The sequence below is a fragment of the Cronobacter sp. 153480017-3 genome (assembly GCF_053627815.1).
In genome coordinates this window covers 704,002-728,388 of the sequence record NZ_JBSEYN010000002.1, presented here as the reverse complement: position 1 = coordinate 728,388, position 24,387 = coordinate 704,002, and the positions used below count along the sequence as shown (strand labels likewise).

Here is a 24,387-nt window from a genome sequence, read left to right as displayed (position 1 = left end):
CGCCATCTGTCATGATGACACCCGGAGCCTGACGATGAATGACCCGGATTTAAATTTGCTGTTCGCGCTGGATGTTCTGCTCGCCGAGAAAAGCGTGGCGGCGGCGGCGCGTCGCCTGAATTTAAGCGCGTCGGCGATGAGCCGCACGCTGAGCCGCCTGCGCGAGGCCACCGGCGACCCGCTACTGGTGCGCGCCGGACGCCAGATGGTGCTCACGCCCTACGCCGACTCCCTGCGCGAGCGCACCCAGGGCGCGGTCTTTGCCGCGCGCGCCGTGCTGCGCCCTGCGCCGCAGGAATTTGATATCACACGTCACCAGCAGACGTTTACGCTGCGCGCCAACGACGGTTTTGTGGAGGCGTTCGGCCCGGCGCTGATTGCGGCGGCTGCACGATGTGCGCCCGGCATACGCCTGCGTTTTGCGCCCAAGCCGGTGAAAAGCGACCGGCCCTTGCGTGAAGGCGAGGCGGATCTGGAAATCGGTGTGCCGGGCGAGATGGGGCCGGAAATCAAACAGCAGCGGCTGTTCCGCGACCGCTTCGTGGGCGTGGTGAGACGCGGCCATCCGCTCGCCGGGCGCGACGTCACGCCTGAGGAGTACACCGCGTGGGGTCATGTGGCGGCGTCGCGGCGCGGCGTGCTGACCGGGCCGGTCGATGACGCGCTCGCGCAACGGGGGCTGTCACGCAATATTGCCGCGGTGGTGCCGGGGTTCCCAGCGGCGCTCGCCGTCGCGCGCGGTACCGATCTGGTGGCGCTGGTGCCCGCCTCGTTTCTGATTAATCTGCCGGGCGATACCGGGCTTACGTGGTTTGAATTACCTGTGGCGACCCGGCCGATTACCGTGTCGCAGATGTGGCACCCGCGTCTCGATGCCGATCCGGCGCACCGCTGGCTGCGCCAGTTTGTCCTGGCGGAGTGCCGCGCGCGGATGCCGGAAGGCTGAATGCCGGGCAAAAAAATCCCCCTTGCGGGGGATTCGTTATTTAACCCTGCGCGGACTCCCGCAGCCGGGTTTTCAGAGCGTTGTACTCGTCAATCACATACTGCTCGGCGGCTCGCTGATCCGCTATCGGCTCGACGCGCACGGCGCAGTACTTATACTCCGGCGTTTTTGTGATCGGGCTTAGATTCTCCGCCACCAGCTCGTTACAGGCACCAATCCACCACTGGTACGTCATGTAGACCGCGCCTCTGTTCGGCCTGTCGCTCACCTGCGCGCGGGTAATGACTTTGCCTTTGCGCGACACCACCCACACCAGCGCCTCGTCTTTAATGCCGAGGCGCTGTGCGTCGGCGCTGTTGATTTGCGCGTAACCCGGCTCATCCGCCAGCGCCGCCAGCGCGGCGCAGTTGCCGGTCATCGAACGGCAGGAGTAGTGCCCCACTTCGCGCACCGTGGAGAGCACCAGCGGATACTCCTCGTTGATCCGGTCAAGCGGCGGTGCCCAGTCGCAGGTGAAGAACTGCCCGAGCCCGTTCGGCGTGGAGAATTCCTTTTCAAACAGGTAATCGGTGCCCTGATCGGCCTCGGATTCATCACGGCACGGCCACTGAATGTAGCCCAGTTCCCCCATTTTCTCGTAGGTGGCGCCATAAAAATCGGGGCACAGCGCGCGCAGCTCATCCCAGATCTGTTTGGTGTTGTCGTAATGCATCGGGTAGCCCATCCGGGTGGCGATTTCGCTGATGATCTGCCAGTCGGTTTTCAGATCCCACTTGGGCTCCACTGCTTTAAAAAAGCGCTGAAAGCCGCGATCCGCCGCCGTGTAAACCCCTTCATGCTCGCCCCAGGAGGTGGAAGGCAAAATTACGTCCGCCGCTGCAGCGGTTTTGGTCATGAAAATGTCCTGCACAATCACCAGCTCCAGCGTCTCGAATGCCTGGCGCACCGCCGAGAGCTCGGCATCGGTTTGCAGCGGATCTTCGCCCATGATGTAAGCGGCGCGCACTTCGCCATGCGCCGCGCGGTGCGGCAGCTCGCTGATGCGATAACCGGTATGCGCCGGCAGCGACGCCACGCCCCAGGCTTTGGCGAACTTCTCACGGTGCTCGGGGAATTTCACATACTGATAGCCCGGATAGGTATCCGGCAACGCGCCCATGTCGCACGCGCCCTGTACGTTATTCTGCCCGCGTACCGGGTTAACGCCCGCGCTCGGCTTGCCAAGATTTCCCGTCAGCAGCGCGAGGCTGGTCAGTGAACGCACGGTCTCGACGCCCTGGTAAAACTGCGTCACGCCCATGCCCCAGAGGATCGCCGCACGTTCCGCACGCGCGTACATCCGCGCCGCCTCACGGATCTCCTCAGCGCTGACGCCGGTGATGGTTTCCACCGACTCCGGCGTATAGCCTTCAACGATTTTGCGATACTCTTCAAAGCCTTCAGTACGCGCCGACACAAAAGCGTGATCCCAGAGCTCTTCTTCGATAATCACGTGCCCCATCGCGTTCAGCAGCGCGATGTTGGAGCCGTTTTTCAGCGCCAGATGTCTATCCGCAATCCGCGCGGTTTCGATTTTCCGCGGGTCGCAGACGATAATTTTCGCCCCGTTTTTCTTCGCTTTAATCACGCGATTGGCGACGATCGGATGCGAATCCGCCGGGTTGTACCCAAATACAAAGACTAAATCGGTATTTTCAATGCCAGTGATGGAGTTGCTCATGGCGCCGTTACCGACCGACTGGTGCAGACCTGCAACCGAGGGGCCGTGTCAGACGCGCGCGCAGCAATCGACGTTATTGGTGCCGATCACCGCGCGGGCAAATTTTTGCATCACATAGTTGGTTTCGTTGCCGGTGCCGCGTGACGATCCGGTCGTCATGATGGCATCCGGGCCATATTTGGCTTTAATGTCGGCAAGGCGCTGCGCCACATAATCGAGCGCCTCCTCCCAGGAGACCGCTTCCAGCCTGCCGCCGCGCTCACGGCGGATCATCGGCGTTTTCAGGCGCGGAGTGAGGATTTGGGTATCATTGATAAAATCCCAGCCGTAATAGCCCTTCAGGCATAAATCGCCCTGATTGGTTTTCCCCATTGCCGCTTCCGCCTTAACGACCTTGCCGTTATCGACGATCAGGTTGATTTTGCAACCCGACGCGCAATAGGGGCAAACCGTAACGACTTTTTTCATCGGTTATGCTCCAGAGTTAACTGCGTAAAGAGTGGAGCGGATAATGCAGAAAGCGTGCCAGCTGCCGGAAAGCGCGCCGCACGCGGGTTGAAAAGGAAAAATCACTGTCGAGGGCGCGCCTTTCGTCAAAAGTGACGTGACGAAAGGCGCGTGGCGGCTCAGCGCGCAGGCAGCGCGTCGTAGCCTTTCAGTCGGTAGTTGAGAATAGACAGCGCCCAGCAGGCGATGAACAAACCAACCACGATAAACCCGGCGTTGCCGAGATTATCGTTCACGCTCGCCACCCAGCGCCAGAGGCCGCCGGAAAGACCGAATTTATCCATCAGCAGCCCCAGCGCCTCCAGCCCGCCGATAAACAGCGCCACCACCACCGACGTGCCGGTAATGGTCATGTTGTAGTAGAGCTTGCGCTGCGGCTTGCTGAAAGCCCAGCCATACGCGCCGACCATCACCAGATTGTCGAGCGTGTCGACAAGTGCCATACCGCTGGTAAAGAGCGCCGGGAAGACCAGAATCGACCAGACCGACATGCCGTGTGACGCGCCTGCCGCCGAGATGCCCAGCACGCCAATCTCGGTGGCGGTGTCAAAGCCGAGCCCGAAGAGAAAACCGACCAGATACATATGCCAGCTTTTATTGACCAGCCGGAAGGTGGCGCGAAACAGCCAGTTCATCGGCCCGCCTGCGGTCACGGCATCTGCGGGCATATTCAGCGGCTCGCCACGTTTTAAGCGGCTGAAACTCTGCCAGATACCGCGCAGGATAACCAGATTCACCAGCGCCATCGCCAGCAGAAACACCGCCGAGACGGTGGTGCCAATCACGCCGCCCACCTCATGAAACCAGGCCATGTCTTCTTTTACCGCCGCGGCGGTCGCGGCAATGGCGACCGACGCCAGCACCACAATGCTGGAGTGGCCGAGCGAAAACCACGCCCCGACGCCACACGGCCGTTTACCCTGCTGCATCATTTTACGCGTGACGTTATCGATGGCGGCGATATGGTCTGCATCCACCGCGTGGCGCAGGCCGTAGCCCCAGGCGAGCAGACTCGCGGCCATCAGCGCGGGAGTGTCGTGAAACGCATAAAACGCCCAGATCCAGGCGGCCAGGTTGGCAAGACCAAGCACGGCCACCAGGGCCAGCGCACGGGGTGGAAGATTACGCAATTGAGTCAGCATGACGTCGTTCCTGTAAGTGATGAAAACGCGGCGGCGGCAATCGCCGCCTGGCCCAACGCCACCGCGCCGTCGCCTGCAGGCAACGCGTGCGGCAGCAGCAGCCGGAAATCGTGAAGATAAAACGCGAGCCGTTCGCGCAGAAGCTGGTTATGCAGCACGCCACCGCCACAGGCGATGGTGGTGATGCCGCGTGCGCTGGCGTGACGGCGCGCCATTATCGCGAGCCCGCTTGCGAGTGCGTCGTGAAACGCCCAGGCGCGGGCACCCAATGGTGCGTCAAATGCCAGCAGACTCGCCCAGAAGGCGGGCATGTCGAAAGCATCGCCCTTAAGTGACAACGTCACGGAATGCGCTACCGGACCGTGACGCTGCGCCAGCGCTTCCAGGCGGCAGGCCGCCTCGCCTTCATAGCTTTGCGTCTCAGGCGCCACGCCGAGCATCGCCGCCACGGCGTCAAATAAACGCCCGGTCGATGACGCAAGCGGCGCATTAATGCCGCGCGCCATCGCGCGCGTGAGCGGTGCCCAGGGTTTAACGAGAAGCCCGGCGGCCTGCGGGAGCGTTTGCCACTGCGGCACAAACGCCTGCCACTGTGCGAGCCAGTTACGCCACGGCTGACGCGCCGCGAGGTCACCGCCCGGCAGCGCCACCGCAGGCAGGCCGCCGAGCCGTACGCAGCGGTCATAATCCACCAGCAAACACTCGCCGCCCCACAGCGCGCCGCCCTCACCCATGCCGATGCCGTCCAGCGCCAGCGCAATGACGGGGCCGCCGTCGCGCGGCCAGCGGTGCTCGGCAAGGCAGGCGGCAATATGCGCATGGTGATGCAGAACGCGTTTCACCGGCAGCCCCATCGCCTCGCCGAGCGCGCTGCTGCGATACCCCGTATGCGCATCCACCACCACCTGCTGCGGGTGAAAATCGTAAATGTCGCGAAACAGCGCCAGCGCCGTGCGCCACTGTGCTTCGGTCTGCGGATTGCTGAGGTCGCCCAGATGCTGGCTCAGCACCGCCTCGCCGCCACGCGCGAGACAAAAGGTGTTTTTAAGATCGGCTCCGAGGCAGAGCGTGGCGGGGATATCGGCAAAGCCCGGCGGCAGCGGGATGGCGTCCGGCACAAAGCCGCGCGCCCGGCGCAGCATCTCGCCGCAGGATCGCATCACCGAATCATCCATCCGCTGCAGGATGTCGCGGTTATGCAGCAAAAAGCCGTCGGCAATCTCACTAAGCTGCGAGAGCGCCTGCGCACTGGTGAGCGCGGGCGGCTCGCCGCTGCGGTTGCCGGAGGTCATCACCAGCGGACGCCCGACGCCCTGCATCAGCAGGTGTTGCAGCGGGTTCGCAGGCAGCATCACGCCAGTTTCGTTAAGCCCAGGCGCTATGGCCTCACACAGCGGCGGCAGGTGCGCGTTATTCACCAGCACAATCGGGGCGGCGGGCCTGAGTAATTGCGCGCGGGCATCATCAGGCAGCCCTTCGGCGTCCGTCAGCATCACCGCCAGCGGTTTGGCCGGGCGATGTTTACGCACGCGCAGGCGCGCCACGGCGTCAGTGTTTTGCGCATCGCAGGCGAGATGAAACCCGCCGATGCCTTTGATGGCGACAATCTGGCCTGCAATGAGCGCAGCGATGGCGGCCTGCAGCGCCGCCTCTTTTTGTGCCGTCTGTTCACCGCTCACCCAACTCAGCTGCGGGCCACATGTCGGGCAGGCCACGGGCTGCGCGTGAAAGCGCCGGTCGGCCGGGTCACGGTATTGCACCTCGCACGGCGCGCAGAGCGGAAAGCCTGCCATCGCGGTATTGGGGCGGTCATAGGGCATCGCGCGGATAATGGTGAAGCGCGGGCCGCAATGGGTGCAGTTAATAAACGGATAGCGCCAGCGCGGGTCTGCGGGATCGTTGAGTTCGCGCAGGCATTGCGGGCAGGTGGCGGCGTCCGGGGTGATTTGCGTGCGCATCGCCCCGCCGCCGCTCTCGCGAATGGAAAACGCGTCAGGCCGTTGCGGCCAGCGAAACGGCGCGGCGCTGACGCTGTCGATACGCGCGAGCGGCGGGCAGTGCTGCCACAGCGCGGCGATAAACGCCCCTTCACCGCCGGTCAGGCGCACTTCCACCCCCGCGCCGTCGTTGCAGACGTCGCCGGTAAGCGCCAGCCGCTGCGCCAGTTGCCAGACGAAGGGGCGAAAACCGACACCCTGCACGCGGCCCTGAATGCGTAAAATCGTACCGTTAAGGTTCATCGTCTCGTCGAAAACGCGCGGGCACGAGGCCCGCGCAGGCTGAGCTATACCGCAGCGGCGTCGCGCAGGCGCGCCTTCATGCTGGTATAGGTGGTCTGGACATACGCTTCGGCCTCGCGCTGATCGGCGATAGCCTCGACATTCACCGCGCAATATTTGGTTTCCGGCGTTTTGGAGACCGGGTCGAGATTGTCCTGGGTGAGCTCGTTGCACGCGCCGATCCACCACTGGTAGGTCATGTAGACCGCGCCGGGATTGATGCGCTCGCTGACGTCAGCGCGGCTGATGACCCGCCCGCGACGCGAGTTTACCCACACCAGCTGGCCGTCTCGCACGCCGAGGCGTTCCGCGTCCTGCGGGTGCATCTGCACGCGGCCCGGCTCGTCGGCGAGCGTTTGCAGCGCCGCGCAGTTGCCGGTCATCGAGCGGCAGGAGTAGTGCCCCACTTCGCGCACGGTACACAGCACCAGCGGGTAGTCGGCGTCCGGCTGTTCCGCCGGCGCGCGCCACGGTGCCGCGAAAAGCTGGCCTTTGCCGGTCGGCGTATCGAAGTGATTCCCGGCGTAGAGGTACGGCGTGCCGGGGTGTTCCAGCGTCGGGCATGGCCACTGCACGTGCCCCATATCGCCCATTTTCTGGTACGTCACACCGTAAAAGAGCGGGCAGAGCTCGCGCATTTCGTCCCAGATCTGCTGGTTGTTGTCGTAATGCATCGGGTAGCCCATCGCGGTGGCGATAAGGCTGATGATTTCCCAGTCGCGCTTGACGTTATATTTAGGTTCAACCGCCGCTTCAAAGCGCTGGAAACCGCGATCGGCGCAGGTAAAGACGCCGCCATGTTCGCCCCAGGAGGTGGCGGGCAGCAGAACGTCCGCCACTTCGGCGGTTTTGGTCATAAAGATGTCCTGCACCACCACAAAATCGAGCGCGTCGAAGCCCTGACGAACCAGGCCGAGATCGGCTTCGGTCTGGAGCGGATCTTCTCCCATGATGTAGTAGGCTTTGACTTTGCCTTCGAGCGCCAGGTGCGGCACCTCGGTGATGCGCACGCCGATTTTGTCATCCATCACGGCCGGATCGATGCCCCAGGCGCGCGCGAATTTTTCCCGCACCGCCGCGTCTTCGACATCCTGATAGCCAGGGAACTGGTTTGGCAGTACGCCCATATCGCACGCGCCCTGCACGTTGTTCTGACCGCGCACCGGACCGACGCCCACATGCTCGCGCCCGAGATTACCGGTAAGCAGCGCCAGACTTGAGAGCCCCTTAACGACATCCACCGCCTGGCCGAACTGCGTGACGCCCATGCCCCACATAATGGTGGCGGACGGCGCGGCGGCGAACGTGCGCATCGCCTGGCGGATCTGCTGCGCGCTGACGCCGGTGAGATGCTCGACGGCTTCCGGCGCGTAATCTTTTACGGTCTCGCGGTAGGCGTCGAGCCCTTCGGTGTAGCGCGCCACATACTCTTTGTCATACAGCGCTTCTTCAAGCAGCACATAGCCAAAGGCATTGACCAGCGCCATATTGCAGCCGTTATTGATTTGCAGATGCTGATCGGCGATACGCGCGGTTTCGATTTTGCGCGGGTCGCAGACAATTACCTTCGCGCCGTTTTCTTTGGCTTTCAGCACGCGACGCGCCACGATCGGGTGCGAATCAGCACAGTTATAGCCAAACACCAGTAGACATTTCGAGTTTTCTATATCGCCAATGGAGTTGCTCATCGCGCCGTTGCCCAGCGTCTGCTGCAGCCCCGCCACCGACGGCCCGTGACAGACGCGCGCGCAGCAGTCGACATTATTGGTGTTGAGCACTGCGCGGGCGAATTTCTGCATCACGTAGTTGGTTTCGTTGCCGGTGCCACGGGAGGAGCCGGTGGTCATGATGGCGCGCGGGCCATACTGCTTTTTGATGGCCGAGAGGCGCTCTGCGGTATAGCGAATGGCCTCATCCCAGGAGACCGCCTGGAATGCGCCGCCTTTCTGGTAGCGGATCATCGGTTGGGTGAGACGCGGCGTCAGAAGCTGGGTATCGTTAAGAAAATCCCAGCCGTAATAGCCTTTCAGGCAGAGCTGGTTCTGGTTGGTGACGCCTTCGGCGGCCTCGGCGCGAACGATTTTGTTGTTATCCACGACGAGTTTGAGTTTGCAACCCGCACCGCAGTACGGACAGACGCTGGTGATTTTTTTCATCAGTAACAGACCTGTTAAAAGTGAAATCAGTGGCTTAAAAAGCCAGGGATGAGAGGCCATCGAGCGCGGCACGGCGGCGGCGCTCGGCGCTGAGCGCTTCCAGGCGGTTGCGATCGATGCAGACGATGGCGTTAGTCGGGCATGCCTCGATGCAGGCCGGGCCTTCGGCGCGGTGATGGCAGAGATCGCATTTGTTAGCTTCGGCTTTCTCGGCCAGTACGTTGAGGCCCGCGCCGCTGTTGCGTACCACCGGGCGCACCACGACTTCCATCGCGCCGTAAGGACATGCCACGACGCAGGTTTTGCAGCCGATGCAGCGCTGCTGGTGGACGTGGACAAAATCATTGTCGCGGGTGATCGCGCCATTCGGGCAGACGCTGGCGCACGGCGCGTCTTCACACTGGCGGCACATGGTGGCGGTAGAGACATTCACGCCCTTGACGACGTGAATACGCGGCAGAAAGGTTTGCGCGGTGAGCGCGGCGCAGTCCTGGTTTTCCTGGTGCGATACCACGCACGCCACCTCGCAGGTGCGGCATCCTATACATTTACTTGAATCAGCAATGATGAAGCGGTTCATCATGATCTCCGGCTGTGGGTTGAACCCACTCGCTAATACACGATCCGTGCCAGATTTTAATATGATGATTTTAAATGATTTTATTTCCGAGGGAGGCTGGAGCGAAGGTGTCATCGACATTTATGACGATGAAATTGACGGATTTCAGGCAACAAAAAAGCGGGTCTGATAACCCGCTTCATCGGTAGTACGTTTTATGCCGTTACGCGCACAGATTCGTTTCATTACGGGCGGCACTGATGGTCAGTTGCAGCCCTTGTTTACGGTAGTGGTTGTAACGTTCACGAAACCAGGCGGACTGCGCCTCGCTCATATTGCCGGTGACGGCATCGATATCGATACGACGTCCTTCTCCGTTCATACGGGCAAAACTGCTCGCCAGAAAATCAAAGTTCTTGAACGAATAAATATCTTGTCTGTTCATCAGTTTCTCCCTCCAGTTCATCAACTGTATACGATGCTGCACCGCACTTTTTTTATTCAGAGGATTCCTGGTGAGCATGAGGCGGTTTCGGAAGGTTCCTGATGGCGGGAGGCGTTGATTTATAAGGATTGAGGTGAAGCGTGAGCGAGATCTGTCCAGGAAAATTAAAGGTGGGTGCGCGATGCTTACCCACCCTACAAAAAAGCATTCTCACCGTAGGGCGGGTAAGCGCAGCGCACCCGCCATCCAGTTTTTAATATATCAGGTCGGTGAATTCGTTCCGTTCGCCACAACGTCATCTTTATATGGGCGCTTCCCTCACGCGAACGTGCAAAGGGGGCTCACCGCCGCCCCCTTTGCAATCCCGGCTCCCGGCGGAAATCGGCCCTAAGGGGCCGATTTTTTTTAGCCGGAGCAAAACCACCGACATCAGCGCCGCGTGGTTTGTAGTTTGTAGGGCGGGTAAGCATCGCGCACCCGCCATCCCACTCGACTACACACCCTCCTCCACCGCCAGCGCCGCAAACCCACCGTTGTCGGTCCACTGCGCCAGACGGTCATACACGGTATCAACGGCGCGTTTCACCGCATCGGTCATCGGGTAATAAAACCCCACAATATCGGGCTGGATGCCGAGAAAAATCACCTCGCCCACATCCTCGCGCAGCTGATCCACCAGATAATTCAGCGGCATATTGTGGGTCGTCATCATAAACATCTCTGAAATATCGTCCGGATCAATAATGCGGATCTCGCCTGGGTTCAACCCCATCTCGGTGGCATCCACCAGCAACAACCGTCCCGGGCGCAGTTCGCGGATGGCACCGATGTCATTCTCCGGCGCGCTGCCGCCATCCACCAGCACCCACTCGCCCTGCGGCGCGGCGCGGAATTTTTCGGCGAGCAGCGGCCCTGCGCCGTCGTCGCCCATCATGCTGTTCCCGACACACAATAAAACGTCAGACACGATCCCTCCTCACCATCACATACACCGCCGGCTCACGCTGGATGGCCTGAAGCAGCCCTAAAAGCTCGCGGCTCCACGCCTGCTGCTGCGCGTTCTGGCGCGGCAACGCCTCGTCAAACGCCCGCGCCAGCAGCGAGACATGATTCTGGTCGATAACGATCTCCCCGTAGCGCGGCACGCCCTGCATTTTGCGCTGCGCCTCAGCGGGCGCGAGGGTGGCGATCCACGCCTGATAGGCCTCAAACGGGCAGACCAGCGACGCTTTCAGGCAGTCGATCACGCCCAGATGATGGCCTATCGCCAGGCTGTAGTAGATAACCTGCTGCGCCTGCGGCGGCGTCGCATCGTTTTCATCAACGAACTTGCGCGACAGGCGGCTGAACACGACGGTTTCGCTCATCCGATGCTCTCCTGCGCCACCACCGCCTCAAGCTGCGCGACGATTTCGCTAAGACGCGGGTCGTTTTCCTGCGACAGCCACCCCGCCACGCTCTGCTCGCCTGCCGTCAGATGGCGCAGATAGTCATCGGCAATCTGACGTCCATAGCGATACCCCGCCAGACGACGCGCGGCGCGGTCAACGCGCACGCGCAGCGGCTGCACCATCTCCGGGTGCAGAATGGCGGCAGCCTGATTGTCCTCATCGCCAGGCGCGCGGGCGTGGATTTTCTGCTCCAGCAGGCCGAGCGCCATCGCAAAGCCGTAGAGGGTCGCGGCGGGCGTCGGCGGACAGCCGGGGATATAGACATCCACCGGAACGATTTTGTCGGTGCCGCCCCACACGCAGTAGAGATCGTGGAAAATGCCGCCGCTGTTGCCGCACGCGCCGTAAGAGATACAGATTTTCGGATCGGGCGCCGATTCCCAGGCGCGCAGCGCGGGCGAGCGCATGGCGCGCGTCACCGCGCCGGTAAACAGCAGAATGTCGGCGTGACGCGGCGACGGCACCACTTTGATGCCGAAACGCTCGGCGTCAAAGAGCGGCGAAAGCGTGGCGAAAATTTCGATTTCGCAGCCGTTGCAGCCGCCGCAGTCGACGCGGTAGACATACGCCGAGCGCTTGATGTTTTTCAAAAGCGACGTTTTCATACGCGCGATGGATTCCTCCACCGTCACGGGCACCGGAATGTTGTTGTCATCGCGTGGGCCGAGCAGGTTCATCACACCGCCTCCTTCATTTCGCGGGTCAGGTCGATAAGCTCCGAGGGCGCAAGGCCCTGCTGGCGTTTGCAGTCAGGACAGGTTTCAAAGCTTGCGCGATGGCGCTCGGCGCGTTCATCGCCGTTGTGCGCCAGCAACGCTATCGCGTAATCCACCTCTTTTTGCACCGCAAACGGCTGCTGGCAGACGCGGCAGCGACAGAGCGCGAAGCTCGCCTGCTGGAGAAAATCCTCTTTGCGCCAGACCGCCAGTTCATATTCGGGCGTCAGGCGAATGGCCGCCGTCGGGCAGACCTCTTCGCAGCGGCCGCAGAAGATGCAACGGCCGAGATTGAACTGCCAGTCGAGGCGGTCGTGCTGAAGGTCGGTTTCAACCGTCAAGGCATTAGAGGGGCAGGCGTTGATGCAGGCCGCGCAGCCGATACACTGCTGCGGATTGTGCTGCGGCTTGCCGCGAAAATTTTTGTCGACCGGCATCGGTTGCAGCGGATAAGGCTGCGTCGCCACGCCGGTTTTTAAGGCTTTTTTGATAAAGGTAAACATGTTGTCTCCTGTCGCCTGCGCGACGGTTTTACCTGGCGGGTGCGATGCGCTTATCCGCCCTACGATCATTTTGTGACGGTTCTACCCGGCGGGTGCGCTGCGCTTACCCGCCCTACGATCATTTTGCGACGGTTTTACCTGGCGGGTGCGATGCGCTTACCCGCCAGGATTAACAGGTGAGCCGTCGCCGTAGGGTGGGTAAGCGCAGCGCACCCACCGTGGCCGCCTATTTCAGCGGCGAGTTTTTGCGCTCAATGCTGTAGCGCTCCAGCTCTTTATACGGCACCACCTGGCTTTTCTTCTTGCGCACGTCCACCACCGTCATACGGTCGGTGCAGGAGTAGCACGGGTCGAGGCTGCCGATAATCAGCGGCGCGTCCGACACCGTGTTGCCGCGCAGCATATAACGCAGCGTCGGCCAGTTGGCGTAAGTCGCCGCGCGGCAACGCCAGCGGTAGAGCTTCTGGTTGTCGCCGGTCATGCTCCAGTGAATATCATCGCCGCGCGGCGCTTCGGAAAACCCCAGCGCGAAGCGGTTCGGAATATAGGTAAACCCTTCCACCAGCAGCGGCCCACCGGGCAGGTTATCCAGCCCGAAGTCGATCATATTGAGAGCGGTAAACACCTCGTTGATACGCACTTTCAGGCGGGAAATCACGTCGCAACCTTGCTCGCTGTGCACTTCCATCGGCAGCAGGCCGTACCCCACAAACGGATGATCGGCGCGGGTGTCGCGGGCATGACCGCTCGCGCGCACCATCGGCCCGACGTTACTGAAATCACGCGCGATCTGCGGGTCGAGACGGCCAATGCCCGCCGTGCGCTGTTCGATATTCGGCGTGCTGAGCAAAATGCTCACCAGATCCTGCACCTCGCGGCGCATCTGCTGGGCCAGTTGACGGGTCTGCGTCATGTCATCTTTCAGCAGATCGCGGCGAATGCCGCCAATCAGGTTCATGCCGTAGGTTTTGCGCGCGCCGGTGAGGATTTCCGCCATCTTCATGGAGGTTTCACGCACGCGGAAAAACTGCATAAAGCCGGAGTCGAACCCGACAAAATGGCACGCCAGACCGAGATTCAGCAGGTGACTGTGCAGCCGCTCGACTTCCAGCAGAATGGCGCGGATCGCCTGCGCGCGCTCCGGCACCTGAATACCCATCGCGTTTTCCACCGACGTGGTGTAGGCCGTGCTGTGGGCAAAGCCGCAGATACCGCAGACGCGGTCGGAGAGAAACGTCACTTCGTTGTAGCCCATGCGGGTTTCGGCGAGTTTCTCCATGCCGCGGTGGACGTAAAAGAGCCGGTAGTCGGCGTCGATGATGTTTTCGCCATCCACGAACAGCCGGAAGTGGCCCGGCTCGTCGGAGGTGACATGCAGCGGGCCGATGGGCACCACGTTATTTTTGGCATCGCCCAGTTCGTTGATGAACTCGTAGGTCTCTTTATCGCTGGTCGGCGCCGGGCGCTGACGGTAATCCATGCTGTCTTTGCGCAGCGGATAGAGGTCGTCCGGCCAGTCATCCGGCAGCACCAGACGACGCTCATCCGGCAGGCCAACCGGGATCAGGCCATACATATCGCGCACTTCGCGCTCGCCCCAGACGGCGGCGGGCACGCGCGGCGTCACGGACGGAAACTCCGGTTTATTCGCGTCCACCTCGACGCGCACCGTTATCCAGCACTTCACGCCCTGCTCCATCGAGAGCACGTAGTAGACCGCGTAGCTGCCGCAGAGCTTGCGCTCATCGTTGCCAAACAGCACCGACAGCCAGCCGCCCTGCTGGTAGTAAAGAAACTCCACCACTTCCGGCAGATAATTGATTTTCACCGTGACCGTCAGCTGGTCTTTGGTTTGCCAGGCTTCATCAAGCACCACGCCGGGAAACGCCTCGTGCAGCGCGCGCAGATAGTGTTGCCCTGTTTTTTCTTCAGACATCGTTCAGTTCTCTTATCACGCCGCCAGCAAGGAGACGAAAGCTAAAAAGGCCAGGCCGAAACCGGTCCAGGTGACGCGCGAAACGGCGTTAAAGCGCAGGCGCGCCATGCTGTTTTCAAAGAGCGCGATAATCAGTACGCCCACCAGCAGTTTGACGACGGCCAGCGCCAGCGCTATCGCCAGGCCGCTCAGGCTGAAAGTCAGCATCTGGCCCCAGGGCACAAACACGCCGACAAACATCTGTAACACCACCAGTTGCTTGAGGCTGACGCCCCATTTCAGCAGCGCAAAGCCTGAACCGCTGTACTCCGACAGCGGGCCTTCCTGTAACTCCTGCTCCGCTTCGGCGAGATCGAACGGCAGCTTGCCCATTTCGATAAACGTGGCGAAGGCGCAGGCGGCGAGCGCCAGCACCAGCGTCAGGCTGTGCGCGAAAGGCCACTCATAGACGCGTGCGGCTATCTGGCTGATATGTGTTGAACCCGCCACCGTTGCCGCGACCCACAGGCCGAGCAGCAGAATCGGCTCCACCAGCACGCCCAGCATCGCTTCACGGCTTGCGCCGATCCCGGTGAACGGGCTGCCGGTATCCAGCCCGGCAATGGCGAAAAAGAAGCGCGCGATGGCGAAGAGATAGATAAGCGTGATCAAATCCCCCGCGCCTGGCAGCGGTGAGCGAACGGTCACCACCGGCAGTGCGGCGGCGATGGTAAACATCACCGCCAGCATGGCGTACGGCGTGAACCGGAACACCCAGCCGGACGCCGCAGGTGCCACGCTCTGGCGGCCCAGCAGTTTGATGAGATCGCGATATTCCTGAAGCACGCCCGGCCCGCGACGGTTATGCAGGCGCGCGCGCGCCACGCGGGTGACGCCCGCGAGTAGCGGCGCGCAGGCAAACAGCACCAGCGCCTGTAAAAGAGGGAAAATTACGTTTTGCATCTCAGACTCCCCGTGAAATCACGACGACCAGCAACACGGCCAGTTCGACCGCCGCCAGACGACGACACAGCACCGGCAGGCCAGCGCTCTGCCAGCCCGGCAGCAGACGCGCCGGATTAAGGATGTGGCGTAACTGAATCAGCGGCGCGAAGGCGGCCTTGACGGGCCGTGCGAACCCATGCGCGGTAATGACCATCTCCGGCTCGTGGTCGTAACCACAGACCCAGGCGCTGCCACGCGTGCGCGCCGGCAGGCGGTCGCCTTTAAAGAGCGTCATCAGCAGGAACGGCAGCAGCAGCGAGCCTGCCAGCAGCAGCGTAATCACCGGCTGCGAGACGGCAGTGCCTGCGGTGACGATCGGCAGCGGAACGGCGCGGCCCAGCAGCGGCAGCAGCCACGGCGCGGCAACGCCGCCTGCCACACAGCAAATCGCCAGCATCGCGACACAGAAGCGCATGAGCCAGGGCGCGTCAGTCGCCTGCGCAGCGGCCTGCGTGCGCGCCGCGCCGAGGAACGTCACACCGTAGACTTTCGCCATACACATCACCGCCAGCGCGCCGGTGATAGCGAGCCCCACCGCCAGCAGCGGCCCGAGCAGACGCGTGATAAACAGCGGCTGCGCGCCCAGGTTAAAGAACGCCTGATAAATCACCCATTCGCCCGCGAAGCCGTTAAGCGGCGGCAGCGCAGCCATCGCCATCAGGCCCACCAGCATGGAGATCGAAATAAGCGGCATGGTTTTGCCGATACCGCCGAGCTTTTCGATATCGCGCAGGCCGGTGCGGTGAAAGACCGCGCCCGCGCCGAGGAACAGCGTGGTTTTAAAGAGGCTGTGGTTGAAGAGGTGATAGAGCCCACCCACCAGACCGAGCGCCACCAGCGCAGGCTCACCAAGCGAAATCCCCGCAAGCCCCGCGCCGAGCCCCAGCAGGATAATGCCGATGTTTTCAAGCGTGTGGTACGCCAGCAGCCGGTGGATATTGTGCTCAAGCAGCGCGTAAAGCCCGCCGATAAACGCGGTCATCATGCCGAGCAGCAGCACCAGCACCCCACACCAGAGCGGCAGCGCGGCGTTCATCAGCGAAAAGACCAGGATGCCGTAGAGCCCCACTTTCAGCACCACGGCGGAGAAGAGCGCGGCGGCGGGCGCAGTGGCCTGCGCATGGCCCTGCACCACGCCGCCGTGCAGCGGAATAACGCCTGCGAGCAGCCCAAAGCCTGCCAGCCCCGAGAGCCAGATGGTCGCGCTAAACGGCTGCCCGGCGGTGAGCGAACTTAACGCCAGCATGTCGAGCGTCCCGTACTGCCGCCACAACAGCCAGCAGGCGAGCGCCAGCAGCAGCGTGCCGAGACGCCCCAGCGCAAACCAGAGCTTGCCGCCCGCGCTGTCGCCGGTCAGGAATACCGCGGCGAGCGCCATGATTTCCGCCATCACCACCAGCGCGGCGAGGCTCTGCGCCGTGACCGCAAGGGTCGCCGCGCCAAGCAGCAGATTGATAAGCGCCCCGCTGGCGCGCGCCTGCCCGTCGCGCGGAGGAATAAGCGTAAACAGGCAGATAAAAAATCCTGGCAGGCCGAGTGTCGCAAGCCATATGGCGTTAAAGGCAGTGAGATGCACCGCGAGCGCGCCGATGTGCGTCGTAAGCGGCCCGTCGTTCACGTTGATCAGCAGCCAGCCGCCTGCCGCCAGCGCGCACAGGCAACCGAGCGCGCCGCCAAGGCCACCAAGCAGCGCGCTGAGCGGCTTATGCCAGGCGCTCAGCAGCGCGAGCGCAAGCCCCGCGCCAAAGGCCACCAGCGCGCCCTGATATAAGAAAATCGCGTTCATTATTCTCCTCCGCGCGGTTGCAGCAGCAGCGATAAATCGCCGAGGTCGGCGTTAATGGTCAGCTCGCGTTTGCGGCGGCTGGCGCGGGCTATGTCGTGGTTATCGACAAGCTTCAGCGCGCCGGTCGGACAGGTACGTATGCAGGCCGGGCCGTCTGCGTCGAACTGGCAGAGATCGCACTTCATCGCCACAGCGCGCACGCCGGGGGTCCAGTCGAGAAACGCGCCGACGCGCGCAGGCGCAGGCGGCGCGGGCGGCGCTTTCGGGCTGTTGACGTTGGCCGGGATATGCAGCGGGCGGCTGCCGGAGAATTCAATCGCGCCGAATGGACAGGCGATGCCGCAGAGTTTGCAGCTCACGCACAGGCTTTCATTGAGCTGAATCGCCCCCGCCTCGCGGGTGATGGCGTTCGCCGGACAGACCTGCGCGCACGGCGCGTCTTCGCAGTGGTGGCACAGCTGCGGGGCGGAATCTTTTTGGTTACGCATAACCGTCAGGCGCGGCCTGGATTGCAGTCCATGCAGGCGGTGCGTCTCCGAACAGGCGGCCTCACAGGTGTGGCAGCCGATGCAGAGCGTGGAGTCGGCAATGATAAAACGGTTCACCAGGTGTTCCTCAGGTGATGGACATTTTTGACGAAAAGTGACGACGACGGACGATTTCGACAGTCAGCGACACCTCGCCCGGTTAATGTGACGACGCGTCGCGGGCCGCCAGGATCTCGCTGATGCGCAGCGGCGTATCCTGCTGCACGGCGTCATAGAGTCCGTCGACCAGCGCGCCGATTTTGTCGAGATAGTGCGCCAGCACCCGCTCGCGGTCGCGGATATCCACAACGCCATCCAGCAGGCCTTTTGCGTCGAGCTGCGCGGTGGCGAGCAGCGTCTCTTCGCTGCCGTCGCGGCGGGCTATCAGATAGTTAATGGTGCGGCAGTGAAAGCCTTCGGCCTGCTCCACGCGGATGGCGAAGTGCTCAAAAAGAAAGAAGCACAGCCCGTTTTGCGGCTCGCAGCCGAGCGAGTGATGCAGCTTCTGGCGCGACAGCGTAATGGCCTGGACCAGCGTGTTGCAGTAGGTGTGCCAGTGCGTCTGTAACGCGCGGTGACGATCGGCGATAAATTCCGCCTTCTGGCTTAATTCGGAAAGGATCATGGTTATTGGCTCATTTAACAGAGATACCCGTCTTTAGCAGGAACCATGCCATTTTTTAATTTGCTGTTTTTTAATGATTTATTCTTAAACGTCACGTCACGCCGTCTGTCATGACGTGTCATTTCGACAGCCTCGACACCCGCCGCGACAGCCTCCCGCCGCGCCTCTCATGCGCTGGCACCGTTATTGCATTGCCTGTGACATTCGCAAACGCAAAACGTACCGGAGGCGTTATGCACGAACTTACCCTCTGCCAGCGGGCAGTGGAAATTATCGAACAGCAGGCGCAGCAGCGTGGCGCGCGCAAAGTTACCGGCGTGTGGCTGGAAATCGGCGCGTTCTCCTGCGTTGAGCGCAGCGCGCTGGAGTTTTGCTTTGATCTGGCGTGCCGCGACACCCGCGCCGAAGGCTGCACGCTGCATTTAAGCCAGCAGGAGGCGAAGTGCTGGTGTCCGCAGTGCCAGCGCAACGTTCAGTTACTCACGACGCTGGTACGCCGCTGCCCGCATTGCCATAGCGCGGATCTGCGCATCGATGCCGATGACAGCGTGCAAATCAAGCGTCTCGAAATAGAACAGGAGTAGAAGATGTGTACGACCTGCGGTTGCCAGCACGGCAACCTTTATATAGAAGGCGATGAGCACAACCCGCATTCGCCGTTTCGCGCCGCCCCCTTTGCCGCCGCGCCGCGTATCACGGCCCCCATCTCCAGCATAAACGTGAACGCGTTTACCCCTGACGAGGCACCGGATGGTTCTCTCAATTACGGCCACGGCGAGGCGGGCACCCATGCGCCCGGCTTAAGCCAGCGCAAAATGGTGGAGATTGAAATCAATGTGCTCGATAAAAATAACCAGATTGCGCAGCGCAACCGCCAGCGTCTCGCCGCGCGCGGTCAGCTGGCGCTGAACCTGGTCTCCAGCCCCGGCTCCGGCAAAACAACGCTGCTCACCGAAACGCTTAAACGCCTGCGCGACACCACGCCCTGCGCCGTTATCGAAGGCGATCAGCAGACGGTAAACGACGCCGAGCGTATTCGCGCCACCGGTACGCCGGCGATTCAGGTCAATACCGGCAAAGGGTGTCATCTCGACGCGCAGATGATAGAGGACGCGATGGCGCGCCTGCCGCTTGCGGATAACGGCGTGCTGTTTATTGAAAACGTCGGCAATCTGGTCTGCCCGGCGGGGTTTGATCTCGGCGAGCGCCACAAAGTGGCGGTGCTTTCCGTGACCGAGGGCGAAGATAAGCCGCTCAAATACCCGCATATGTTCGCCGCCGCCTCGTTGATGCTGCTTAATAAAATTGACCTGCTGCCGTACCTGAACTTCGACGTTGAGAAATGCATGGCGTACGCGCGCGAGGTCAACCCGAACATCACTATCCTGCTGGTTTCCGCCACGCGCGGCGACGGCATGCGCGCGTGGCTCGCCTGGCTGGAGGAACAGCGATGTGCATAGGCATTCCGGGGCAAATCTGTGAACTGCTCACCGGCAACCTCGCGCGCGTCGAGGTGTGCGGCGTACGGCGCGAGGTTGACTTAACGCTGGTGGGCGCGCATGACGAGAACGGCCAGCCGCGTCTCGGCCAGTGGGTGCTGGTGCATGTCGGTTTCGCCATGAGCCTGATTAACGAGCGCGAGGCGCGCGACACGCTGGAGGCGCTGCAAACGATGTTTGAAGTAGAGCCGGATGTCGGCGCGCTGCTGTATGGCGAGGAGAACCGCTGATGCGTTATGTCGATGAATACCGCAACCCGGAACGGGTGCTGCGCCTGATTGACCGGCTGTGCGAGCGCGCGCCGCGCTTAAGCCACACGGCGCAGAAACCGCTGCGCATTATGGAGGTGTGCGGCGGGCACACCCACGCCATTTTTAAATTCGGCCTCGACCGTCTGCTGCCGGAAAATATCGAGTTTATCCACGGCCCGGGCTGCCCGGTTTGCGTGCTGCCGATGGGACGCATCGACAACGCCACCGAAATCGCCCGCCGCCCGGGCGTTATTTTCTGCACTTTCGGCGACGCCATGCGCGTGCCGGGCAAAAACGGCTCGCTGCTCCAGGCCAAAGCCGAAGGCGCGGACGTGCGTATCGTCTATTCGCCGATGGACGCGCTGAAGATCGCCGGGCAGAACCCGGCGCGCGAGGTGGTGTTTTTCGGCTTAGGCTTTGAAACCACCATGCCCGCCACCGCGCTGACGCTTATCCAGGCGAAAGCGCGCGGCGTGCGTAATTTTTACTTTTTCTGTCAGCACATTACGCTTATCCCGACGCTGCAAAGCCTGCTGGAGCAGCCGGATAACCAGATCGACGCGTTCCTGGCGCCGGGGCATGTCAGCATGGTGATCGGCACGCATCCGTATGATTTCATTGCCGGGCGTTTCGCGCGCCCGCTGGTGGTGGCCGGTTTCGAGCCGCTGGATCTGCTACAGGGCGTGCTGATGCTGGTTGAACAGCGCATCGCCGGAGAAAGCCGGGTGGAAAACCAGTACCGCCGCGTGGTGCCGGACGCGGGCAACCCGGCGGCGCAGCAGGCGATGGACACGGTGTTTTGTGTCGAGGGCGACAGCGAATGGCGCGGACTGGGCGTGATAAACCACTCCGGCGTGCGGCTTCGCGCGCCGTTTCAGGCCTTTGACGCCGAGGCGCATTTCGCGCCAGCGCCACAGCAAGTCAACGATTCCCCCGACGCCCGCTGCGGCGAGGTGCTGACCGGTCGCTGTAAACCCGCCCAGTGCCCGCTCTTCGGCGCTCACTGTAACCCGCAAAACGCCTTCGGCGCACTGATGGTCTCCTCGGAAGGAGCCTGCGCCGCCTGGTATCAGTATCGTTCAGAGGAGTGCGACGCATGAACACCATTACCCTCGCCCACGGCAGCGGCGGCCAGGCGATGCAACAGTTGATCGACCACCTGTTTATGCAGGCGTTTGCAAACCCGTGGCTGGCGGAGCAGGAAGATCAGGCGCGACTGCCGCTCGCCGAACTGACGGCGGCTGGCGACCGGCTGGCGTTTTCCACCGACAGCTATGTTATCGACCCGCTGTTTTTCCCCGGCGGCGACATCGGCAAGCTCGCGGTTTGCGGCACCGCCAATGACGTCGCGGTGAGCGGTGCCATACCGCGCTGGCTCTCCTGCGGGTTTATTCTTGAAGAGGGGCTGGCGATGGCGACGCTTGAGAAAGTCGCCCACAGTATGGCCGCGACGGCGCGCGCAGCGGGCATCCAGATTGTCACCGGCGACACCAAAGTGGTGCCTCGCGGCGCGGCGGATAAGCTTTTTATCAACACCGCCGGGCTTGGGGCTATCCCTGCGGATATTCACTGGGGCGCGCAGCAGCTTGCGCCCGGCGACGTGCTGCTGGTCTCCGGCACGCTTGGCGATCACGGCGCGACGATTCTCAACCTGCGAGAACAACTGGGGCTTGAAGGAGAGCTTGCAAGCGACTGCGCCCTGCTCTCGCCGCTGATTCAGCAATTACGCGCCGTGCCTGGTGTAAAAGCCCTGCGTGACGCTACCCGCGGCGGCGTTAACGCCGTGGCGCATGAATTCGCGGCAAGCGCGGGGTGTGGGATCGAATTACAGGAGCGCGCGCTGCCGCTGAAACCCGCCGTGCGCGGCGTTTGCGAGCTGCTCGGGCTGGATGCGCTGAATTTCGCCAACGAAGGCAAACTGGTGATAGACGTAGCGCGCGAGGCGGCGCAACACGTGCTGGAAGCGCTGCGTGCGCATCCGCTGGGGCAGGATGCGGCCATTATCGGCGAGGTCGTGGCGCAAAAAGGCGTGCGGGTCGCCGGGATTTACGGCGTGAAGCGCACGCTTGATCTGCCGCATAGCGAACCTTTACCCCGGATCTGCTAAACCCTGTTTTTGCGCAAGAACCTGATAAACAGGCTGTGCCTACAATATTGATTTACGTTTCTGCACGTTGCGAACGCATTCTGGATGAGCCAATGTCATACACACCCATGAGCGATCTCGGCCAGCAAGGGCTGTTCGACATCACTCGCACTCTGATGCGCCAGCCCGATCTCTGCGCGCTGGCGGAGGCGCTGAAATCGCTGCTTAACGCCTCCGGCATGGCGGATCGGGTTAACATTCTGCTGTATCACCCGAAACATCAGCGTACCTGTTTTTACAGCGTCGACAGCGTCGGCAATGCCGTGACGTATGAAGACGAAACGGTGCTCTCTCACGGCCCGGTGCGTCGGCTGCTCTCGCGCCCCGAAGTGCTGCACTGCCAGTATGACGAATTCGCCGAGACCTGGCCGCAGCTTGCGGCACTCCCGCTCTACCCGGCCTTTGGCTACTACTGCCTGGCCCCGCTCGCCGCCGAAGGCCATATTTTCGGCGGCTGCGAGTTTATTCGCGACACGCCAGAAAGCTTTAGCGAAAAAGAATTTTCACGGCTGCAGACGCTGACGCAAATCGTGAGCGTCGCGGCGGAGCAAATCCAGACGCGGCTTGGCAACAGCCAGGATTACGCGCTGCTGTGCCGGGAGCGCGACGACTTTCGCATTCTGGTCGCCATCACTAACGCAGTGCTCTCCAAACTGCATCTCGACGAGCTGGTGACTGAGATTTCGCATGAGATCCACCGCTATTTCAGCATCGACTCCATCAGTATCGTTCTGCCGGCGTCGCGCAAAGGCAAACTGACGATTTACTCCACGCACTATGTCGATGAAGCCGCGCCGCTGCACGATCAGAGCGAAGTGCAGGAGAAAGGCACGCTCTCGGCGCGCGTGTTCAGCTCGCGCGAAATGCTGCTGGTGAATCTGCACCAGCGCGACGATCTCGCGCCTTACGAACAGATGCTGTTTGAGATGTGGAATAACCAGATCCAGACCATCTGCCTGCTGCCGCTGATGTTTGGCGAGAAGATGCTGGGCGTGCTGAAGCTCGCGCAGTGCGAGGAGCATATTTTCACCGCCGCTAACTTAAAACTGCTGCGCCAGATTGCCGAGCGCATCGCGATTGCGGTGGATAACGCGCTGGCGTACCAGGAGATCCACCGCCTTAAAGAGCGTCTGGTGGATGAGAACCTGGCGCTGACCGAGCAGATTAACAATGTTCCGGCGGATTTCGGCGAAATCATCGGGCGATCGGATGCGATGATGGCCGTGATGAAGCAGGTGGAAATGGTCGCCAAAAGCGACAGCACGGTGCTAATTCTTGGCGAAACCGGCACCGGCAAAGAGCTTATCGCGCGCGCGATTCATAACCTGAGCGACCGCAACGGGCGGCGCATGGTGAAGATGAACTGTGCTGCGATGCCCGCAGGGCTTCTGGAAAGCGATCTCTTCGGCCACGAGCGCGGCGCGTTTACCGGCGCCAGCGCCCAGCGCATCGGGCGTTTTGAGCTTGCCGATAAAAGCAGCCTGTTTCTGGATGAAGTGGGCGATATGCCGCTGGATCTGCAGCCGAAACTGCTGCGCGTGTTGCAGGAGCAGGAGTTTGAGCGGCTCGGCAGTAACAAAGTTATCCAGACCGACGTGCGGCTGATTGCCGCCACCAACCGCGATTTACGGCAGATGGTGGCGGACCGCGAGTTCAGAAGCGATCTTTACTACCGCCTGAACGTGTTCCCGATCCACCTGCCGCCGCTGCGCGAGCGCCCGGAAGATATTCCGCTGCTGGTGAAAGCGTTCACCTTTAAAATCGCGCGCCGTCTGGGGCGCAGCATCGACAGTATTCCCGCCGAGACGCTGCACACGTTAAGCCAGATGGAGTGGCAGGGTAACGTGCGCGAGCTGGAAAACGTAATTGAGCGCGCGGTGCTGCTGACGCGCGGCAATGTGTTGCAGCTCTCACTGCCGGAGCTGACGCCGCGTCCGGCGAAAAAACCGGTCGCGCCGCCGCCCGTCGAGGTGCGCGACGGTGAAGATGAGGTGGCGCGGATAACGCGGGTTTTGAAGGAAACCAACGGGGTGATCGCCGGGCCGAAAGGCGCTGCCGCGCGCCTGGGCGTGAAGCGCACGACGCTGCTTTCACGAATGAAGCGGCTGGGAATCGATAAGGAAGCGCTGTAAGCGTTGCGGTTTTGGGGAGTGATTTTGAGCGGGGGATTTTTGGCGGGTGCGCTCCGCTTACCCGCCCTACGGTAACG

At 61.9% G+C, this 24,387-nt stretch carries 23 protein-coding genes; 8 read left to right on the top strand and 15 right to left on the bottom strand.

Going from position 1 to position 24,387, the window contains the following annotated elements; translation table 11 throughout:
- Positions 1–34: 34 nt before the first annotated feature.
- Positions 35–946, top strand: coding sequence for a LysR family transcriptional regulator (locus tag ACUW6V_RS07835; protein WP_142969552.1), 912 nt, complete (start codon positions 35–37; stop codon positions 944–946).
- A 40-nt stretch (positions 947–986) separates the two neighbouring features.
- Here ACUW6V_RS07835 and fdhF (ACUW6V_RS07830) read toward each other — a convergent pair whose 3' ends face one another.
- From fdhF (ACUW6V_RS07830) to hydN, 5 genes are all read right to left on the bottom strand, one after another.
- Entirely contained in the window at positions 987–3,134 is a 2,148-nt protein-coding gene (gene fdhF / locus ACUW6V_RS07830) for a formate dehydrogenase subunit alpha (protein ID WP_088277869.1), read from the bottom strand.
- 158 nt (positions 3,135–3,292) lie between these two features.
- Positions 3,293–4,315 carry a HoxN/HupN/NixA family nickel/cobalt transporter gene (locus ACUW6V_RS07825; RefSeq protein ID WP_454038208.1) on the bottom strand — a complete coding sequence of 341 codons (1,023 nt, stop codon included), beginning with the start codon at positions 4,313–4,315 and terminating at the stop codon, positions 3,293–3,295.
- Positions 4,309–6,555: a carbamoyltransferase HypF gene (gene hypF, locus ACUW6V_RS07820; protein ID WP_454038207.1), complete on the bottom strand. Its 2,247-nt coding sequence runs from the start codon at positions 6,553–6,555 to the stop codon at positions 4,309–4,311. The genes ACUW6V_RS07825 and hypF overlap by 7 nt, the downstream gene beginning before the upstream one ends.
- A gap of 44 nt (positions 6,556–6,599) precedes the next feature.
- Positions 6,600–8,750, bottom strand: coding sequence for a formate dehydrogenase subunit alpha (gene fdhF / locus ACUW6V_RS07815; protein WP_012124954.1), 2,151 nt, complete (start codon positions 8,748–8,750; stop codon positions 6,600–6,602).
- Positions 8,751–8,784: 34 nt separating this feature from the next.
- Complete coding sequence (gene hydN, locus ACUW6V_RS07810) at positions 8,785–9,330, bottom strand: electron transport protein HydN (protein WP_007894228.1); 546 nt, start codon at positions 9,328–9,330, stop codon at positions 8,785–8,787.
- On the opposite strand from hydN, the gene ACUW6V_RS07805 reads away from it, so the two are divergent.
- A complete protein-coding gene (locus ACUW6V_RS07805) occupies positions 9,314–9,499 on the top strand; it encodes a hypothetical protein (protein ID WP_146204059.1) in 186 nt (61 codons plus the stop codon). The two genes, hydN and ACUW6V_RS07805, sit on opposite strands and share 17 nt — an antisense overlap.
- 33 nt (positions 9,500–9,532) lie before the next feature.
- Here the strand turns inward: ACUW6V_RS07805 and glgS are convergent, their stop codons facing one another.
- The 10 genes from glgS to hycA all read right to left on the bottom strand — a co-directional run bounded on the left by glgS (position 9,533) and on the right by hycA (position 18,282).
- A complete protein-coding gene (gene glgS / locus ACUW6V_RS07800; protein WP_007894222.1) occupies positions 9,533–9,754 on the bottom strand; it encodes a cell surface composition regulator GlgS in 222 nt (73 codons plus the stop codon).
- Positions 9,755–10,247: 493 nt separating this feature from the next.
- A complete protein-coding gene (hycI, locus tag ACUW6V_RS07795; RefSeq protein WP_454038206.1) occupies positions 10,248–10,721 on the bottom strand; it encodes a hydrogenase maturation peptidase HycI in 474 nt (157 codons plus the stop codon).
- The gene (locus ACUW6V_RS07790; RefSeq protein WP_454038205.1) at positions 10,714–11,121 is read right to left on the bottom strand and encodes a formate hydrogenlyase maturation HycH family protein; all 408 of its coding nucleotides are present in this window, start codon (positions 11,119–11,121) and stop codon (positions 10,714–10,716) included. Before ACUW6V_RS07790 ends, hycI begins: the two co-directional genes overlap by 8 nt.
- Positions 11,118–11,885, bottom strand: a complete 768-nt coding sequence (locus tag ACUW6V_RS07785) for an NADH-quinone oxidoreductase subunit B family protein (protein WP_454038204.1) — start codon at positions 11,883–11,885, stop codon at positions 11,118–11,120. The genes ACUW6V_RS07790 and ACUW6V_RS07785 overlap by 4 nt, the downstream gene beginning before the upstream one ends.
- The gene (locus ACUW6V_RS07780) at positions 11,882–12,424 is read right to left on the bottom strand and encodes a formate hydrogenlyase complex iron-sulfur subunit (RefSeq protein WP_007760608.1); all 543 of its coding nucleotides are present in this window, start codon (positions 12,422–12,424) and stop codon (positions 11,882–11,884) included. Before ACUW6V_RS07780 ends, ACUW6V_RS07785 begins: the two co-directional genes overlap by 4 nt.
- A gap of 226 nt (positions 12,425–12,650) precedes the next feature.
- Positions 12,651–14,360 carry a formate hydrogenlyase subunit HycE gene (gene hycE / locus ACUW6V_RS07775; protein ID WP_012124960.1) on the bottom strand — a complete coding sequence of 570 codons (1,710 nt, stop codon included), beginning with the start codon at positions 14,358–14,360 and terminating at the stop codon, positions 12,651–12,653.
- 15 nt (positions 14,361–14,375) lie between these two features.
- Positions 14,376–15,302 (bottom strand): respiratory chain complex I subunit 1 family protein, encoded by a 927-nt coding sequence (locus tag ACUW6V_RS07770; RefSeq protein WP_454038203.1) that lies wholly within the window; start codon positions 15,300–15,302, stop codon positions 14,376–14,378.
- 1 nt (position 15,303) lies between these two features.
- Entirely contained in the window at positions 15,304–17,130 is a 1,827-nt protein-coding gene (gene hycC, locus ACUW6V_RS07765; RefSeq protein ID WP_319705699.1) for a formate hydrogenlyase subunit 3, read from the bottom strand.
- Positions 17,130–17,735 (bottom strand): 4Fe-4S dicluster domain-containing protein, encoded by a 606-nt coding sequence (locus ACUW6V_RS07760; RefSeq protein ID WP_454038202.1) that lies wholly within the window; start codon positions 17,733–17,735, stop codon positions 17,130–17,132. The genes hycC and ACUW6V_RS07760 overlap by 1 nt, the downstream gene beginning before the upstream one ends.
- Positions 17,736–17,817: 82 nt before the next feature.
- Positions 17,818–18,282, bottom strand: a complete 465-nt coding sequence (gene hycA, locus ACUW6V_RS07755) for a formate hydrogenlyase regulator HycA (RefSeq protein ID WP_004385378.1) — start codon at positions 18,280–18,282, stop codon at positions 17,818–17,820.
- Between the two features lie 233 nt (positions 18,283–18,515).
- Between hycA and hypA the strand changes: the two genes are divergently transcribed.
- From hypA to flhA, 6 genes are all read left to right on the top strand, one after another.
- Positions 18,516–18,866, top strand: a complete 351-nt coding sequence (gene hypA / locus ACUW6V_RS07750; RefSeq protein WP_004385379.1) for a hydrogenase maturation nickel metallochaperone HypA — start codon at positions 18,516–18,518, stop codon at positions 18,864–18,866.
- 3 nt (positions 18,867–18,869) lie between these two features.
- On the top strand, positions 18,870–19,742 hold the full coding sequence (hypB, locus tag ACUW6V_RS07745) for a hydrogenase nickel incorporation protein HypB (protein WP_454038201.1): 873 nt from the start codon (positions 18,870–18,872) through the stop codon (positions 19,740–19,742).
- Positions 19,733–20,011, top strand: coding sequence for a HypC/HybG/HupF family hydrogenase formation chaperone (locus ACUW6V_RS07740; RefSeq protein ID WP_454038200.1), 279 nt, complete (start codon positions 19,733–19,735; stop codon positions 20,009–20,011). Before hypB ends, ACUW6V_RS07740 begins: the two co-directional genes overlap by 10 nt.
- Entirely contained in the window at positions 20,011–21,132 is a 1,122-nt protein-coding gene (hypD, locus tag ACUW6V_RS07735; RefSeq protein ID WP_454038199.1) for a hydrogenase formation protein HypD, read from the top strand. Before ACUW6V_RS07740 ends, hypD begins: the two co-directional genes overlap by 1 nt.
- Positions 21,129–22,139: a hydrogenase expression/formation protein HypE gene (gene hypE / locus ACUW6V_RS07730; RefSeq protein ID WP_454038198.1), complete on the top strand. Its 1,011-nt coding sequence runs from the start codon at positions 21,129–21,131 to the stop codon at positions 22,137–22,139. Before hypD ends, hypE begins: the two co-directional genes overlap by 4 nt.
- Before the next feature lie 92 nt (positions 22,140–22,231).
- Positions 22,232–24,310, top strand: a complete 2,079-nt coding sequence (flhA, locus tag ACUW6V_RS07725; RefSeq protein ID WP_454038197.1) for a formate hydrogenlyase transcriptional activator FlhA — start codon at positions 22,232–22,234, stop codon at positions 24,308–24,310.
- Positions 24,311–24,387 lie beyond the last annotated feature (77 nt).

Bases quoted from the DNA above. Each gene is read 5' to 3' on its own strand.
- ACUW6V_RS07825 (WP_454038208.1), bottom strand. From the start codon at position 4,315: ATGCTGACTCAATTGCGTAATCTTCCACCCCGTGCGCTGGCCCTGGTG.
- hydN (WP_007894228.1), bottom strand. From the start codon at position 9,330: ATGAACCGCTTCATCATTGCTGATTCAAGTAAATGTATAGGATGCCGC.
- hypD (WP_454038199.1), top strand. From the start codon at position 20,011: ATGCGTTATGTCGATGAATACCGCAACCCGGAACGGGTGCTGCGCCTG.
- glgS (WP_007894222.1), bottom strand. From the start codon at position 9,754: ATGAACAGACAAGATATTTATTCGTTCAAGAACTTTGATTTTCTGGCG.
- hycE (WP_012124960.1), bottom strand. From the start codon at position 14,360: ATGTCTGAAGAAAAAACAGGGCAACACTATCTGCGCGCGCTGCACGAG.
- hypB (WP_454038201.1), top strand. From the start codon at position 18,870: ATGTGTACGACCTGCGGTTGCCAGCACGGCAACCTTTATATAGAAGGC.
- ACUW6V_RS07780 (WP_007760608.1), bottom strand. From the start codon at position 12,424: ATGTTTACCTTTATCAAAAAAGCCTTAAAAACCGGCGTGGCGACGCAG.
- ACUW6V_RS07790 (WP_454038205.1), bottom strand. From the start codon at position 11,121: ATGAGCGAAACCGTCGTGTTCAGCCGCCTGTCGCGCAAGTTCGTTGAT.
- hypA (WP_004385379.1), top strand. From the start codon at position 18,516: ATGCACGAACTTACCCTCTGCCAGCGGGCAGTGGAAATTATCGAACAG.
- hycC (WP_319705699.1), bottom strand. From the start codon at position 17,130: ATGAACGCGATTTTCTTATATCAGGGCGCGCTGGTGGCCTTTGGCGCG.
- ACUW6V_RS07770 (WP_454038203.1), bottom strand. From the start codon at position 15,302: ATGCAAAACGTAATTTTCCCTCTTTTACAGGCGCTGGTGCTGTTTGCC.
- ACUW6V_RS07835 (WP_142969552.1), top strand. From the start codon at position 35: ATGAATGACCCGGATTTAAATTTGCTGTTCGCGCTGGATGTTCTGCTC.
- hycA (WP_004385378.1), bottom strand. From the start codon at position 18,282: ATGATCCTTTCCGAATTAAGCCAGAAGGCGGAATTTATCGCCGATCGT.
- ACUW6V_RS07805 (WP_146204059.1), top strand. From the start codon at position 9,314: ATGATGAAGCGGTTCATCATGATCTCCGGCTGTGGGTTGAACCCACTC.
- hypE (WP_454038198.1), top strand. From the start codon at position 21,129: ATGAACACCATTACCCTCGCCCACGGCAGCGGCGGCCAGGCGATGCAA.
- ACUW6V_RS07740 (WP_454038200.1), top strand. From the start codon at position 19,733: ATGTGCATAGGCATTCCGGGGCAAATCTGTGAACTGCTCACCGGCAAC.
- flhA (WP_454038197.1), top strand. From the start codon at position 22,232: ATGTCATACACACCCATGAGCGATCTCGGCCAGCAAGGGCTGTTCGAC.
- hypF (WP_454038207.1), bottom strand. From the start codon at position 6,555: ATGAACCTTAACGGTACGATTTTACGCATTCAGGGCCGCGTGCAGGGT.
- fdhF (WP_012124954.1), bottom strand. From the start codon at position 8,750: ATGAAAAAAATCACCAGCGTCTGTCCGTACTGCGGTGCGGGTTGCAAA.